Annotated in this window: 12 protein-coding genes; 6 read left to right on the top strand and 6 right to left on the bottom strand. The window is 71.9% G+C overall.

The features are described from left to right. Positions 1-143: 143 nt before the first annotated feature. A complete protein-coding gene (locus tag AB0M36_RS15775) occupies positions 144-788 on the top strand; it encodes a hypothetical protein (protein WP_364157448.1) in 645 nt (214 codons plus the stop codon). A gap of 11 nt (positions 789-799) precedes the next feature. Next, positions 800-1690: a hypothetical protein gene (locus AB0M36_RS15770; RefSeq protein ID WP_364157446.1), complete on the top strand. Its 891-nt coding sequence runs from the start codon at positions 800-802 to the stop codon at positions 1688-1690. Between the two features lie 51 nt (positions 1691-1741). Here the strand turns inward: AB0M36_RS15770 and AB0M36_RS15765 are convergent, their stop codons facing one another. From AB0M36_RS15765 to AB0M36_RS15750, 4 genes are all read right to left on the bottom strand, one after another. Then, positions 1742-2221 (bottom strand): hypothetical protein, encoded by a 480-nt coding sequence (locus AB0M36_RS15765; protein WP_364157444.1) that lies wholly within the window; start codon positions 2219-2221, stop codon positions 1742-1744. Between the two features lie 198 nt (positions 2222-2419). Beyond that, positions 2420-4435 (bottom strand): M48 family metalloprotease, encoded by a 2016-nt coding sequence (locus AB0M36_RS15760; RefSeq protein WP_364157442.1) that lies wholly within the window; start codon positions 4433-4435, stop codon positions 2420-2422. Positions 4436-4464: 29 nt separating this feature from the next. Then, positions 4465-5949 carry a beta-N-acetylhexosaminidase gene (locus AB0M36_RS15755; protein ID WP_364157440.1) on the bottom strand — a complete coding sequence of 495 codons (1485 nt, stop codon included), beginning with the start codon at positions 5947-5949 and terminating at the stop codon, positions 4465-4467. A gap of 60 nt (positions 5950-6009) precedes the next feature. Continuing rightward, positions 6010-6501, bottom strand: a complete 492-nt coding sequence (locus AB0M36_RS15750; protein ID WP_364157437.1) for an NUDIX domain-containing protein — start codon at positions 6499-6501, stop codon at positions 6010-6012. A gap of 153 nt (positions 6502-6654) precedes the next feature. Here AB0M36_RS15750 and AB0M36_RS15745 point away from each other — a divergent pair, with 153 nt between their 5' ends. Further along, positions 6655-7455, top strand: a complete 801-nt coding sequence (locus AB0M36_RS15745) for an ATP-binding protein (RefSeq protein ID WP_364157434.1) — start codon at positions 6655-6657, stop codon at positions 7453-7455. A 31-nt stretch (positions 7456-7486) separates the two neighbouring features. On the opposite strand, the gene AB0M36_RS15740 is transcribed toward AB0M36_RS15745, so the two are convergent. Next, positions 7487-8041 (bottom strand): NADAR family protein, encoded by a 555-nt coding sequence (locus tag AB0M36_RS15740; RefSeq protein ID WP_364157432.1) that lies wholly within the window; start codon positions 8039-8041, stop codon positions 7487-7489. 165 nt (positions 8042-8206) lie between these two features. Then, positions 8207-9190: a YafY family protein gene (locus tag AB0M36_RS15735; protein ID WP_364157430.1), complete on the bottom strand. Its 984-nt coding sequence runs from the start codon at positions 9188-9190 to the stop codon at positions 8207-8209. Between the two features lie 108 nt (positions 9191-9298). On the opposite strand from AB0M36_RS15735, the gene AB0M36_RS15730 reads away from it, so the two are divergent. The 3 genes from AB0M36_RS15730 to AB0M36_RS15720 all read left to right on the top strand — a co-directional run bounded on the left by AB0M36_RS15730 (position 9299) and on the right by AB0M36_RS15720 (position 13692). Continuing rightward, positions 9299-10429, top strand: coding sequence for a magnesium and cobalt transport protein CorA (locus AB0M36_RS15730; RefSeq protein WP_364157428.1), 1131 nt, complete (start codon positions 9299-9301; stop codon positions 10427-10429). Then, the gene (locus AB0M36_RS15725) at positions 10426-10932 is read left to right on the top strand and encodes a GrpB family protein (RefSeq protein ID WP_364157426.1); all 507 of its coding nucleotides are present in this window, start codon (positions 10426-10428) and stop codon (positions 10930-10932) included. The genes AB0M36_RS15730 and AB0M36_RS15725 overlap by 4 nt, the downstream gene beginning before the upstream one ends. Positions 10933-11103: 171 nt before the next feature. Further along, complete coding sequence (locus tag AB0M36_RS15720; protein ID WP_364157424.1) at positions 11104-13692, top strand: lipopolysaccharide biosynthesis protein; 2589 nt, start codon at positions 11104-11106, stop codon at positions 13690-13692. The last annotated feature ends 58 nt before the right edge of the window (positions 13693-13750 follow it).

The raw sequence follows: 13750 nt of genomic DNA, 5'->3' as shown, positions 1-13750 counted from the left end.
GGTTGAGGCGTCAACGACCGTCGATGAGCTGCGCACCCCCGGCAGGATACGACACGGTCGGAGGGTTTTGACCTCGTGCCGTCGAATCGGATTGATGACCCTGGTTGGGTGGGAATACCAGCGGGTGAAGAAGGAGGAGGCCGATGTCCCCCACTCTCATGATCATTCTCATTGTCCTGGCGCTGCTGGTGGTCGCCGCCGTCGTGTACGGCGTCCGCGCCGGCCGCCGCAAGAAGCTGCAGAATACGTTCGGACCCGAGTACGACCGGGTCGTCGGCGACGCGGACAGCCGTGCCGCCGGCGAGCGGGAGCTGGAGGAGCGCCAGAAACGGCACGCCCAGCTCGAGCTCAAGCCGCTGTCGGCGGAGTCGAAGGCGAAGTACTCCGTCGCCTGGGAAGAGGTGCAGATCCAGTTCGTGGACGCGCCCGAGCACGCCGTCTCCACCGCCGACGAGCTGGTGACCCGGCTGATCGCCGAGCGGGGCTACCCCACCGGCGACCACGACGAGCAGCTCGCCACCCTGTCGGTCGACCACGCGCGGACGCTCGAGCACTACCGCGACGCCCACGCGATCAGCGAGCGGAGCAAGAAGGGCGAGGCCGAGACCGAGGACCTGCGCCAGGCCCTGGTGCACTACCGCGCGCTCTTCGCCGACCTGCTCGGCGAGAATCCGGTGCGGACCGAGGGCGCCGCCGCCCCGTCCTCCGAGCCGAAGGTGCCGTCCCAGAAGATCAATGACCACGACAGCGACGTCGCGGGCCACCGTCCCGACGCCACCAGCCGCTGAGGAGTGCGACGATGCGTTTCTTCTCCAACGACGCCCGCGAGTCCGCCGACGAGCAGGCGCACGACGACCGGCCCGAACGGGTCCAGTCGGAGCCGGTGGCGGTGCCCGGCCAGCGGCCACCATCCCCCTGGTCCGACTCCCCGGGCGAGGCGAACGACAGCGCGGCCGACGATGACGCCATCGTGGACCGGGAAAAGGGCACGGTGCGCGACTCCGACCGCACCGAGTTCGAGCCGAACCCGCAGCCGGCCGCCTTCGGCGCGTCGACTGTGGGCGGCGGGGTAGCCGCCAACCCGCTCAACGACCGCTGGAAGGTGACGGACGACGAGCACGGCGTCGCACCGGCTGACGACGCGGTGGAGTCGCCGAAGGAAACCAACACCACGACGTACACGAGCGCGGCCACCAAGGGCCGCGACGGCGAAAAAGAGGTGGTCGACGTGCCGCTCGACGATCGTGGCACCTTCGACGACCCGAGGGTGATCGACGAGGACGCGACGACGCCGGAGGCCTCCGAGTCGACCACAGCTCCCGAGGCGACCTCTGCCCCCGAGGCCGACTCGGCCCCGGTTTCCGAGGCAGCTTCCGCTCCCGAGGTGGTTGAGCCGGTCGTGGCGCCGGCGGCACCGGTCCGCGGAACCGACCAGCCGGAGAACTTCTTCGCCGCCGGGGACGCCCAAGCCTTCCAGGAACGGTGGCGTGAGGTGCAGCTCCGCTTCGTCGACAGCCCCAAGGAGGCGACCACCGAGGCCGCCGGCCTGGTCGACGAGGCCGTCGAGAAGCTGACCGCCAGCCTCAGGTCCCGCAAGGAGGATCTGGGCGGCGACAGCGACGACACCGAGGCGCTGCGGGTGCAGCTGCGCGGCTACCGCGACATCCTCAACCGGATCCTCGGGCTCTGAGCCCTCGTCGCACGCGGCAAAGGCTGGGTGGACGTGCTTGTCCGCCCAGCCTCAGGCCTCGGCGACCTTCTCGGTCTCCGCCGAGTTCTCCACCTCCGTCAAGGGCGGATCCGGCTCGTCCGGGTCCGCACCGGCGGGCGGGGTGCTCGAGGATCCCGTCGGCGGGGTGCTGGGCTCCTGCGAGTCGTCGGTCGGCGGCCGGGTGGACTCGGTGGGAGGCGTGCTCGTCGTCGAGGCGGACGGTGACGGCGTGGGCGAGGACGAGGTCGCCGCCGGCACGGGCTTCGGCCGGCCGCGCAGCGGGCCGTTGTGCACCTTCGGCTCACTGCGGACGACCTTCGGCCCGTCTTCCGGCGAGTCGCCGGCCCCGGCGCCCCCATCGGGCGCGGACACGTCGTTCTGCTGCACGATCACGGTGGGCGGCCGCTGCGGTGTCACTGTCGCGTCGCCGAACTGCGCGCCCAGCCACAGCGCCGGGCCGAGGCCCACCGCCACGATGGCTCCGAAGAGCGCCGTGGGTCCCCGCTCCATCAGCGCCCCCCTCCCTGTCGTGGCGATCATCGCCGATCCGTCTGACGCTGATCTACCCGATTTCGCGACCGGCAAGCGAATGACACCGTTCTTTTCAGTGTGACGCCGTGTGACGGCGTGACCACTTCTCCGTCGGACATGCGACCGTCCAGGGGAGAACACGGACGCCGGGCCCGCTCGGTTCACTCACGGGGATGACTATCTGGTGCGTGAGAGGAACGCCACGGCGTCGTCCCAGGCCGTCCACCCTCCCGGCAGCGCGTCGGAGTCCAGCCCCGTCCGCACGGTGAGCGTCGCCCCGTCGCGTAGTCGCAGGTCCCAGCTCCGCCGCTTGACCTGGGTGGCGCCGGCCACGTCCGCGAACGCGACGAAACGGCTCTCCGGCGCGATGGCGCCGCGCCGCGCAATGTCGGCGGCGGCGAACTCGGCCAGCCGCCGCTTCGCGGAGCCGTTCTGCGACCGCGGGAGTCCCGGCACGAGGAACAAGCCGGTGTCGACAACCAGCACGTCCGTCCGCGCACCGTCCACCACCAGATTGACGACGCCGCCGACCACCTCCGCCCGCGGATGGGCGGCGCCGGTGGCCGGCCCGGCGGAGACGTCGATTCCAAGATCGGCGAGCCGCTCACGCACGGCGGCGACGGTCGCCGGGTCGACGGCGAGCGCGGCCAGCTCGCCGAGGTTGAGGTGCGAGCCGTCGGGCGCGACGAGCTCGGCGGTGCCGGTCCAACTGTGCCGCCACCGGGCCGCGCCGCTGCGCAACGCCGCCAGGGCGAGCAGGAGCGTGACCAGGTCGCCGATCCGCGCCGCGGTCTCGTCCGGAGGAAGGTCGGGAAACACGGACTCCGCGAGTTCGCGCAGCCGTCCGTCGCCGGCGAGATCGAGCACGTCGGCGGCGGTGCCGATCGGGCTGTCGGCTACCCGGGACAGCACGGTGAGAGCGGCGTCGGCCTCCCGTTCCATCTCGACGACGCGCGCGGCACCGAAGAATTCGTCCCAGCCGACCGCCGTGCGTCCCTGCGGTGGGAAGGCCACGGTCTGCAGCGCCCGCCCGAGTCCGGGAAGGTCGGGAATGAGCTCCGGAGCGGCGGGCGACGCGTCGGTTTCCGGTTCAGCGACCCACGCGCCATCACCGCTGACGGTCTCTGCCTCGGCGGTGATGGACCCTACGGCGGTGCTCTCGCCCCCGGCCACCGATCCGGCCGGGGCGGCCGCATCGGCGGTCTCGGGGACGTCGGTCCGCGGAGGACCTGAGGGCTGCAACGGGATGACGGCCTGCGGGGCGGGATCCGCGGGAAGTGACGCGAGCGCGGCGAGCCGGTCAGCGCGCGGCGGATGGGTATCCCACCTGGAGGGCGGTGCCGGCTCGCGGGACCGTAGGACGGCCACCTCCTCCGCCCGGGCCGCCAGCACCCGCAGGAACCCTCCGAAGATGTCGTCCGGCACGTGACCCGCCTGCCAGCCCGGTCCCAGATATTCGGCGTGGAAGACCCGCAGCAGCCCGTCCAGCGCCGACAGGTCGCGCAGCACGGCGGCCGCGGCGGTCGCGCCCGCGTATTCGGCCGCGATCCGGTCGGCCTGGAGCTCCTGGGCCGCGCTGAACGGTGCGTCGATCCCACGGTAGAAGCGCGCGTACGCCCGCAGCAGCGGCCCCGCCGGGTTGCGTCGGGGAATGCGCGGCACCACCCGACCGACGGCGATCCGCCCGCGATAGGCGACCGGAGCGAGCCGGCCCAGGCGCGGCGAGAAGTGGCCGATCTCGTGGGCCACGGCGGCCTTCAGCCGGGCGGTGTCCCAGGCTTGCAGCAGCGGCAGCCCGAGGTAGAGGTCGCGGTGGCCGCCGGCGAGGCCGAGCAGGCGGGTGCGCTCGATGACCTTGACCGCGGCGTCGGCCACGATCAACAGCCGGTCGGGTGGGCGGGTGCCGGCCACGGCGGCGGCCCCGTCGAGCAGGGACCAGAGCGCGGGCGCGTCCGTACGGGTCACCGGAATGCCGACCGGCTCCGGGCGCCGCAGGTGCAGGGCGCGCCGGGTCGCGTACCCCATCACGCCGACCGTGGCGATGCACACCGGCAGGCCGATCCGCAGCGCCGCCGGGCCGGGCAGGATCTGAAGGACCAGCATGACCGGCACGACGACGAGCGCGAGCTGCACCGCCGCGATCGCCGGGAACCCGGCCAGAGCGACGACCGAGCCCCACACCCTCTTCCGCACGCGGCAAGCCTAGGCGGTGTTCGAGGGGGTCATGCCGGCCAGGGGACCTCGGGCGAACGGTGGAAGGCGACCCCCTGGAGCCGCCAGCGGTGGCCGCATGCCGCCAGGCGGTGGCGGAACGACTCCCAGTTCCGGCTCTCCCGCGGCGACCAGCCGATCTCGGCGATCGCGGGCAGCCGGGGAAACGCCATCGTCTGGACGTCGGCCAGGCTGCGCAGTGTTTCCGACCACAGGGGCGCCTCGACGCCGAGCAGGGCCTGTTCGCCGACGCCGGGGAGCCGCTCGGCCGGGTCCCACCCGTACGCCTTCTCGACGTCGAGAAGGCCGGCCCAGTCCAGTCCCAGCGGGCTCTCGGCCGTGTACTTCATGTCGAGGTACGTGCGGTCGGCCGGCGACATGAGCACCTTGCCTCCGCCGGCGGCGGCCCGGGCCGTGCCGTCGTCCATGGCCTCGATGCGCCAGAACTGGGTCACCGCCGAGGGCGGCAGGTCGACGGCGGCCATCTCGTGCCAGCCGACCGGGCTCTTGCCCAACCCGGTCACCACCGCGAGCGCCCGCTGGATGAAGGTCCGGTAGTCCTCGGCGGTGGTGGCCTGCGCCTCGTCGCCGCCGATGTGCAGGTAGGGGCCCGGGGTCAGCTCGGCGACCTCGCGCAGCACGTCCTCGACGAACGCGTAGGTCTCGGGCTTGCCCGCGACCAGCGAGCTGTAGCCGACCGCGGTGTCCGTCCGCTGCGGCGGTGCCACCCCGTCGGCGGTCAGTTCCGGGTACGCCACCTGGGCGGCGTTCACATGTCCCGGCATGTCGATCTCCGGGACGATGACGACATACCGGTTCGCCGCGTACGCGACGATCTCCGTGTAGTCGTCCCTGGTGTAGAAGCCGGGGCCGGCGCCGTCGACGCCCGTACCGTCGCCGCCGCTGATCGCGGTCAGCTTGGGCCAGCTCTCGATCTCGATCCGCCAGCCCTGGTCGTCGGTGAGGTGCAGGTGCAGGTGATTGATCTTGAACTGGGCCAGGGTGTCGAGGTAGGACTTGACCTCGTCGACGGTGAAGAAGTGGCGCGCCACGTCCAGCATCGCGCCGCGATAGGCGAAGCGCGGCCGGTCGACGATGGTCCCGCCGGGCAGCGTCCACCCGATCCCGTGCGGCGTGGTCGCGAAGATCTCGGCGGGGAGAAGCTGGCGCAGGGTCTGCACGGCGTAGAACAGCCCGGCGGACGCACCGCCGGTCAACGTGACGCCACCATCGGTGATCTCGAGCCGGTATTCCTCATCGGCCAGCGACCGGTCGAGCCGCAGCGCGACCGCGCCCGACCCCTCCGGGGTCTCGGCCGGGGTCACTGGCAGGTCGAATCCCGTCGCCGGTCGCAGGATGTCGGCCAGGTACGCCGCCACTTGCTCCGTTCCGGGGGTCGCGCCGATCGCCGTACCCGCGTCGAAGTGGAAACGAACGGCCGTGTCGGGCCGCACCTCGGCCGGGACGGGAATTACGTCGCCCAGTTCTCTGATCACCGCTTGCGCCCCTCTCGTCGCGGCCGCGCCCGCGCTCGACGGAAACTCTAAACCCTCTTTTCAGTTTCCGGGCTCCTGGCGGGGAGAACGGAACCAGGCGGCCTCCTCCGGGGCGGTCGCGCACTCGATGCGCAGCCGGGTCAGTTCGGCGATCGGCGGCAGGTCGGCCGGCGCGAACCAGCCGACCTCCAGCGACTCGTCGTCGTTGACCCGGGCCTCGCCGCCGACCGCTCGGCAGCGGAAGGCGATGTCGACGTACTCGGTCTCATCGCCGTTGGGGTAGGTGTTCGGCGGCTGGGTCAACACGCTGGTCACCCGCTCGGGCACGACGTGGACGGCCGTCTCCTCGAAGACCTCCCGAACGACGGTCTCGGCCGGCTGCTCGCCCGGGTCCATCACCCCCGCGATCAGCGCCCACTGGCCGTCGTCGGCGCGGCGGCCGAGCAGAACGCGGCCCTCGTCGTCGAAGACGACCGCGGTAACGCCCGGCAGGAACAGCAACCGCGGGCCGACGACCGCCCGCAAGTCTTTCAAGTACGGCGAGATGGGCATGCCGGACAAGATAGGCGCACCACCGGTCCGCGAAACGGGCTGCCAGTGCGCCGATCCCGCTGAACGGGCGAGCCCGTTCGGGTGACTGGCCCGTTGACCCTCGCGCATCGGGACCGAAGACTCGCCAGTACCCGGCGGCGGGAGGACCGTGTCATGCAGGAACAACCCCCGTACCTGTTCGATCCCGGCGACGAGCACATCAGCGTCATCGCGGATCCGGACGGTGCGGTCATCGACGTCGCCGTGCGCGGGGTCTGGGCGGCGTCGCTGAATCCCGTCGTCTCCCGAACGCTGCGCAAATGCCTCGCGGGAAACCCGGCGGGGATCGTGTTCGACCTCAGCGGGATCGAGGACCCCGAACCGGCGAGCGTGCCGACCTGGCTCGGCGCCGTGCGGGCCACCGCGGTCGCCGAACCGGCCGCCCGATTCGCGGTCTGCCTGCCCCCCGGGTCCCCTCGCCTCGGCCGCGAGGGCGGCGACGACCTGCCGATCCACACCACCCTCGCGGAGGCCCACGCCGCCCTGGCCCAGCAACAGTCACCGGGCGAGTTCGTCCGGCTGAGTCTGCCGCCCGCCGCGAGCTCCCCCGGTGTGGCCCGGGACCTCATCGGCGGGGCCTGCCAGGACTGGGACATGTCGACGCTGCTCCTTCCCGCGCGGGCCGTCATGTCGGAACTGGTCACGAACGCGGTCGAGCACGCCGGTACGCGGATCGACGTCGCGGTCTCGCGCCGGGGGACGACCCTGCACATCGCCGTACGGGACCGCGACCCGCGGCTGCCCCGGGTGCTCGACCTGGCGCCGGTGCGCGCCGGCCTCCCCCTCGACGAACGCGGCCGGGGGCTGCGCGTGGTGCACGCCGACTCCACCGCCTGGGGCGCCCTGCCCACCGCCGACGGCAAGCTGGTCTGGGCCACGGTCCGCGACCGCGCCGGCCAGCCCCGGCGCTGGTAACGGCACCGCCCGGCCCGCCGGCGTCCGGACTTCAGGCGAGCTGGTGCCGTGCCTGCATCAACGCGAACCCGAGCAGGTTGAGACCCTGCCACCGCAGCGGGTCGGCGACGCCGTCGTCGGTGGCCGCGAGGCCGATTCCCCACACGCGGTCCACCGGGCTCGCCTCGACCAGCACTCGCGGGTCCGTGCCGACGAGGAAGTCGCGCAGCTCGCGGCTTTGGGCGAACTTCGCGACGTTGCCGGCGACCACGATCTCGAAGCGCTCGGCGGCCCACTTGTCCTCGTCGAACCCGCGGACGCCGCCGCCCAGCGTCTTGGCCTGCCGGGGGTGGTCGGCAGCGAGAATGCGCTCGGCCGCCTCCAGATCGCCGAACAGCGTCGCCTTGCGCCACATCATGTAGTGCTCCGCCGACGCGAAGCGGACGCCGTCGACGGTGAAGGCGGACGGCCACCACTGGCTGAGGCATCCCGCGCCTATGCTGCCGTCGCGCTGCGGCCGGTGTCCCCAGAAAAACAGGTACTTGACCCGCTCGCCGGCACGCACGAGGGCGCGGACGTCGTCAGCGGTGCGTGGAATCTCGTTCATGACTGGAGTATGCCGTGGCTCACAAACGATTTCCCCTGCTCACAGCACCATTGTGGACTTAACTGCGGGAAAATGTCGGGGGGTCCCGCTAGGGTTTCCCCATGCGGATCGGCGCCACGGGGGCGCCGATCCGCGCCTGCACAACGCTGCCCGCATTCGCCGGTTTCAGCGATGCGCCGGCCCTCCGGGCGCCGGGGTGGAGGCGCCACGGAGCAGCGTCCCGGCGGCCTCGCGAAGGCGATCGTGGAGTTCCGGCGGCGACTCGATGGTGAAGGCCACACCGAGCACGCCCAGGATCATCACCGGCCAGCCCAGGTCATCGACGCTCATGCGCATCCGGCAGCTCTGCCCCGAGAGCGGCTCGACGGTGGCCCAATGACCCACCTGCCCGCTCACCACCTCGGCGTGCGTCTCGATCAGCACGGACACGTCATAGCGGGTGGGCGCACCGGCCAGGCGCGCGCGCATCCACGCGACCGGGTCACCGCCGGGGATGTCCCGGGGGCGGAAACGGGCCCCGGTCAGCGCGGGCTTCGTGAGGCGGTCGACGCGGAAGCTGCGCCAGTCGCCCCGATCCAGGTCCCAGGCGATCAGATACCAGCGACGGCCGAGCGACACGAGCCGTTGCGGTTCGACGTGTCGGTTGCCACCCTCGCCGTCGCGGGGACGGTAGTCGAAGCGCAGGCGCTCCTCGCCTCGGCACGCCATCGCGATCGTGGTCAGCGTGGTCGCGTCAAGAACCGGACCACCGCCGGGCACGGCCGGTGCGGTCGCCGCTTGCAGGGCGTCGATGCGGCGGCGCAGGCGCGGTGGCAGCAGCTGGATGACCTTCGCGAGGGCGCGTACCGAAGTCTCCTCGAAGCCGGCGACGGCGCCGGCGGCGGCCGTCCGCAGGCCGACGGCGATGGCGACCGCTTCCTCGTCGTCGAGCAGCAGCGGCGGCACCGCCGCTCCGGCCTTCAGCTGATATCCGCCGGCGACGCCGCGGGCGGCCTCCACCGGGTAGCCGAGGTCCCGGAGGCGGTCGACGTCGCGCCGCAGGGTGCGCGGGCTCACGTCGAGCCGGTCGGCCAGCTCGGCGCCCGCCCAGTACCGGTGGGTCTGCAGCAGGGACAGCAGCCGGAGCATCCGCGCGCTGGTGTTCGCCATGAGGCCAGACTCCCCCTCCTAACGGCCAAAAAATGACCTTAATACCGAGCGTCATGCCGGCCGTGCGGTGCGTTGCCGGCGGGCGTGTGCCGGATACGGTCGGTGCCGATGATCGTCGACGGCGGGAGGCGCTGCGAAATGTTCGGCTGGCGGCGGGAGCCGTACCTGATTCCGCGCACGCTCGGAAAGATCATCGAGGGTCTGAACCGTCCGCGGCCGGCCGTGCCGCGGCAGCGGCGCGCCAATCCCGACGCGGTCGTGGACTGCGCTGTCTATCAGGGTGGGCACCGCCGGCCCGGCGTGTCGCACTATGCCGAGGCCGCCCGGATCGCGCGCCGGCACCGCGGTGCGTTCGTGTGGCTGGGATTGCACGAGCCCGACGCGGCAACCATGGCCGCCATCGCCGAGGTGTTCGACCTGCACGAGCTGACCGCCGCCCAGGCCGCCGATCCCGGGCACCGGCCCGCCGCCGAGACGATCGGCGACGTGACCCGGCTGGTGCTGCGGACCGCGCGCTACGTGGAGCACGAGGAGCTGACCGACTCCTCCGAGGTGGTCGACACCGGGGACGTCACGGTGCTGCTCGGCCCGTACTTCGTAATCACGGTGCGGCACGGCGCGGCTGGCGCGCTCCAGACCGTACGCCAGGAGTTGCAGGCCCGGCCCACGCTGCTTGCCGCGGGCCCCTGGGCCGTCGCGCACGCGGTCTGCGATCGGATGGTCGAGGAGTATCTGGAGGTCGCCGGGCACGTCGAACATGATCTGGAGGCCCTGGAGGAGATCGCCTTCGCCAAGGACCGTACGCCCGAGATCGGCCACATCTACCAGTTGAAGCGCGAGATGGTGGAGTTCAAGCGGGCGGTGCTGCCCTTACAGGAACCGCTCCAACGGCTTCTGGACCGTGGGGTGGTGCCGGAGGCGGTCTATCCGTACCTTGTGGACGTACGGGGTCGCCTCGCGCGGGCCGTGGAGCGGGTCGCCGGCTTCGACGACCTCCTGAACTCGATCCTTCAGGCCCGGTTGGCGCAGGTCTCCGTGGACCAGAACAACGACATGCGCAAGATCGCGTCGTGGGCCGCCATCGCCGCCGTGCAGACGGCCATCGCCGGCGTCTACGGCATGAACTTCACGGTCATGCCGGGGCTGGACTGGGAGTACGGCTACTACGCCGCCGTCCTCGTCATGCTCGGCGCGTCGCTGGCGCTGTACCGCAGGTTCAAGAAGGTGGGCTGGTTGTGACGATCGCGGAGCCGGATCCGCGCTGGGCCGAACTGGGCGCTCAGGCGTGCGTGACGCTGGCTCCCCTCTTCACCGCGATCGAACACATCGGCGACACCGCGGTGCCGGGGCTGCCCGCCAAGCCGCTCATCGACCTGATGGCCGCCACCGACGACCTCGACGACGTGAACGACGACGCGCTGGAGACGCTCGGTTACCGGATCCAGCCCGCGGAGACGCCGGGTCAGCTCCTCTACCGGCGCGAGGACTACGACAGCACGGCATATCGCCTGCACGTAGTGACCACGGACACATGGAACACCCGCGGCGAGCGGCTCCTGCGTGACTATCTGCTGGCCCACCCGGAGGCCCGCGACCGGTACGCCACCGGCAAACGGGACCTGATGCGGCGATTCGGCCCGGGAGAGGCGTATACGCGCGGTAAGGCCGAGCTGCTCCGGGAACTGACCGATGCCGCCCGGGTCGCGGCGGGCCTGCCCCCACTTCCGGTACGGGACGAATAGTCCCAGGTCACACCCGTCACAAACCTCGCCCTTTCGGTCCCGGCCCCCTCCGCCGGACCGCACCTTCTCCACTCCGGACGGCATCCGGGATGTGCCCCGCTTTGCCATGGTCGATCAACACGCCCAGTAACTACCGTTGCGAGTCGATCACTGCAACTGGGGGCGGTAGTAGTGGAAAGAACCGTAACCGAGGCCGTACCGGAGAGCCTTGACGCTGGTCCTGAGGGGCCGGGCCGCAGCGGGCTCGTCGCCATGCTGCGTGGTCACCTCGACCTGTTCGTGAACGCCGGCTCGCTGATGGCGACCACCGCGCTCACCTCGCTGTTCGGCTTCGCCTACTGGTGGCTCGCCGCGCGGACCGCGCCGGCCGAGGCGGTCGGCCAGGCGTCCGCGGCAGTGTCCGCGATGACCCTGATCGGCACGATCGGGATGTTCGGCATGGGCACCATGTTGATCTCGGACCTGCCCGGCCTGAAGGGCCGCAAGTGGGAACTGATCTCCACGTGCCTCCTGGTCGCCGGCAGCGCCGCCACGCTGGGCGGGCTGCTCTACGTCGCCCTCGCCCACTTCGCCGCACCCGGCCTGCGGGACGCGCTCGGCGGCACGGCCGCCACCGTGCTGCTGGTCTTCGGCATCGCGCTCAACGCCATGACGCTGGTCCTGGACGAGGCCCTGGTCGGCCTGCTCCAGGGGCCCATGCAGCTCATGCGCAACGCCTGGTTCTCGCTGATCAAGCTCGCGCTGCTCGGCGCGGTCGCCCTGCTGCCGATCGCGCTGACGGGCGGCGAGTTGCTGCTGACCTGGGTGGCCGGGATGGTGCTCTCCGTCGCGATCCTGGGCCGGGCGCTGCGCCGCAAGGACATGATCGACTCGGTACGCCCGCGCGTCTCGCTGCTGCGCGGCCGGGGCCGGTCGACGTTCGATCACAACCTGCTGAACCTGGCGACGTACCTGCCGCGGGCGGCGCTGCCGCTGGTGGTCACCGCCGTGCTGTCGGCCGAGGCCAACGCGGCGTTCTACACCGCCTTCATGGTGCTGTCGTTCCTGGCCATGGTGCCCGGCAACGTGGCCCTGACGCTCTTCGCGGTGGCCAGCGGCGACAAGGCCGCCCTGCGTTCCAAGGTCCGCATGGGCCTGCTCATCTGCCTCGGCGGCGGCCTGCCCGTCTCCCTGGTGGTCATGATCGCCGCCAAGCCGATCATGTCGGTCTTCGGCGCGAGCTACGCGGAGTCGGCCGGCACCGCGCTGGCCATCCTGGCCCTGACCTACGTGCCGTTCGTCTTCCACCACTTCTTCCTGGCCATCTCGCGGGTGCAGGGCACCGTCCGCGGCGCCGGCGTCTTCGCGGTGTTCGCCGGGATCGCCGAGATCGCCGCCGCCTTCTACGGCGGCAGCCGGGGCAACCTCACCGAGCTGGTCACCTGGGTGGCGGTGGTGATGGCGGTGGAGACCGTACTGGTCGCCCCGACCGTGCTCCGCGTCGTCTTCGCCAAGGCAGTACCCGAAGGAGAGAACATCATGTCGAGCACCAGCCTGACCCTGCACGAGCGTGCCTGGCTGCCGCTGGAGTACATCCGTACCGTCGGGCCGCTGACCGGGGTGACCGCCCAGCGGCTGCGCGAGGCGCTGATCGGCCTGCACGCCGCCGACCCGACGCACCGCGCGGTGTCTCGCCTCGACCGCGCCGGCGCCCGCTGGCTGCACATGGACGCCGCCGCCTTCGCCGCGTACGTCAGTGAAGCGGTGACCGACCTCGGCGACGGACCGGCCGACTTCGACGCGATGACCCGGCAGTTGCAGGCCGAGCCGCGCGCCCACCACCCGGTGCGGATCCTGGCCGGCGGCGGCTACGTGGCGATGAAGGTGTCGCACGCCTACGGCGACGCGGGCCCGGTGAACACCCTGCTCCGGGAGCTGGTGCTGGCCGCCGGCGAGCAGCGGGCCGCGGCCATCGCGCCCTCCGTGCGGCACCGGTGGGCACTGCCGAAGGCCTGGTGGAAGCAGTTCGGCACCAAGCCGGGGCGCTGGAAGCAGGGCCTGAGCTTCGCGAAGCCGCCGCACGCGGAACAGACCCCGACGCGGCCGTGGACCGCGAACCTGACCGTCGAGACGGCCCGCTCCGCCGACGTGCTGGGCAAGATGCGGGTCTGGCGGGACGAGCACTCCCCCGGCGTCACCACCTCGGCGATCACCTTCGCGGCGTTCACCGCGGCGCTGCGGGAGCTGGGGCTGAACCCCGACACGGCGGGCGGCACGTTCCTGGCCGACGCGCGGCGCTACGTCGACAAGGGCGTCAGCATCGACAGCAACTTCTGCATGGGGCCGTACCTGGCACCGCCGAGCCTGACCGACCCGCAGGCGATTCACACGACGCTGAAGGCGGAGCTGGCCACCGGCCGGATTCTGACGATGATGCTGCTGCGCGAGGGCAAGATCCTCGTGACCGGGGCGCCCGGCATGCCGGACCCGTACCCGAGCGAGGCGCCGGCTGCGCCGCGTCCGCGGCTGACCTTCAGCAACCAGGGGCGCCACGACGTGCTCGCCGACCTGCCGTGGACGGTGGAAGCGGCCGGGCGGGTCAACCAGAGCGTCCCGACCCTCAACGGACCCGAGGGCATCACGCTGACCACCTCCGAGATGGGGGGCGTGCTGCACCTGGAGGCCACGTTCCACGCCTCGACGTACGACCCGGCCGTGGTGGCCCGGGCGCTGCAGCTGGTCTGCACCGACCCGGCCGCGCTGATCATGGCCTCGCGGTAGAGAACGTACGCGCGGCCGGCCGCCCCCGCCGGCCGCGCGTATCTCCCGTCACGCGTAT

This window comes from Actinoplanes sp. NPDC051346, assembly GCF_040682215.1.
Classification (GTDB): Bacteria; Actinomycetota; Actinomycetes; order Mycobacteriales; family Micromonosporaceae; genus Actinoplanes.
The sequence above is the reverse complement of the archived record's forward strand: the minus strand, read 5'-3'. Positions and strand labels throughout refer to the sequence as shown.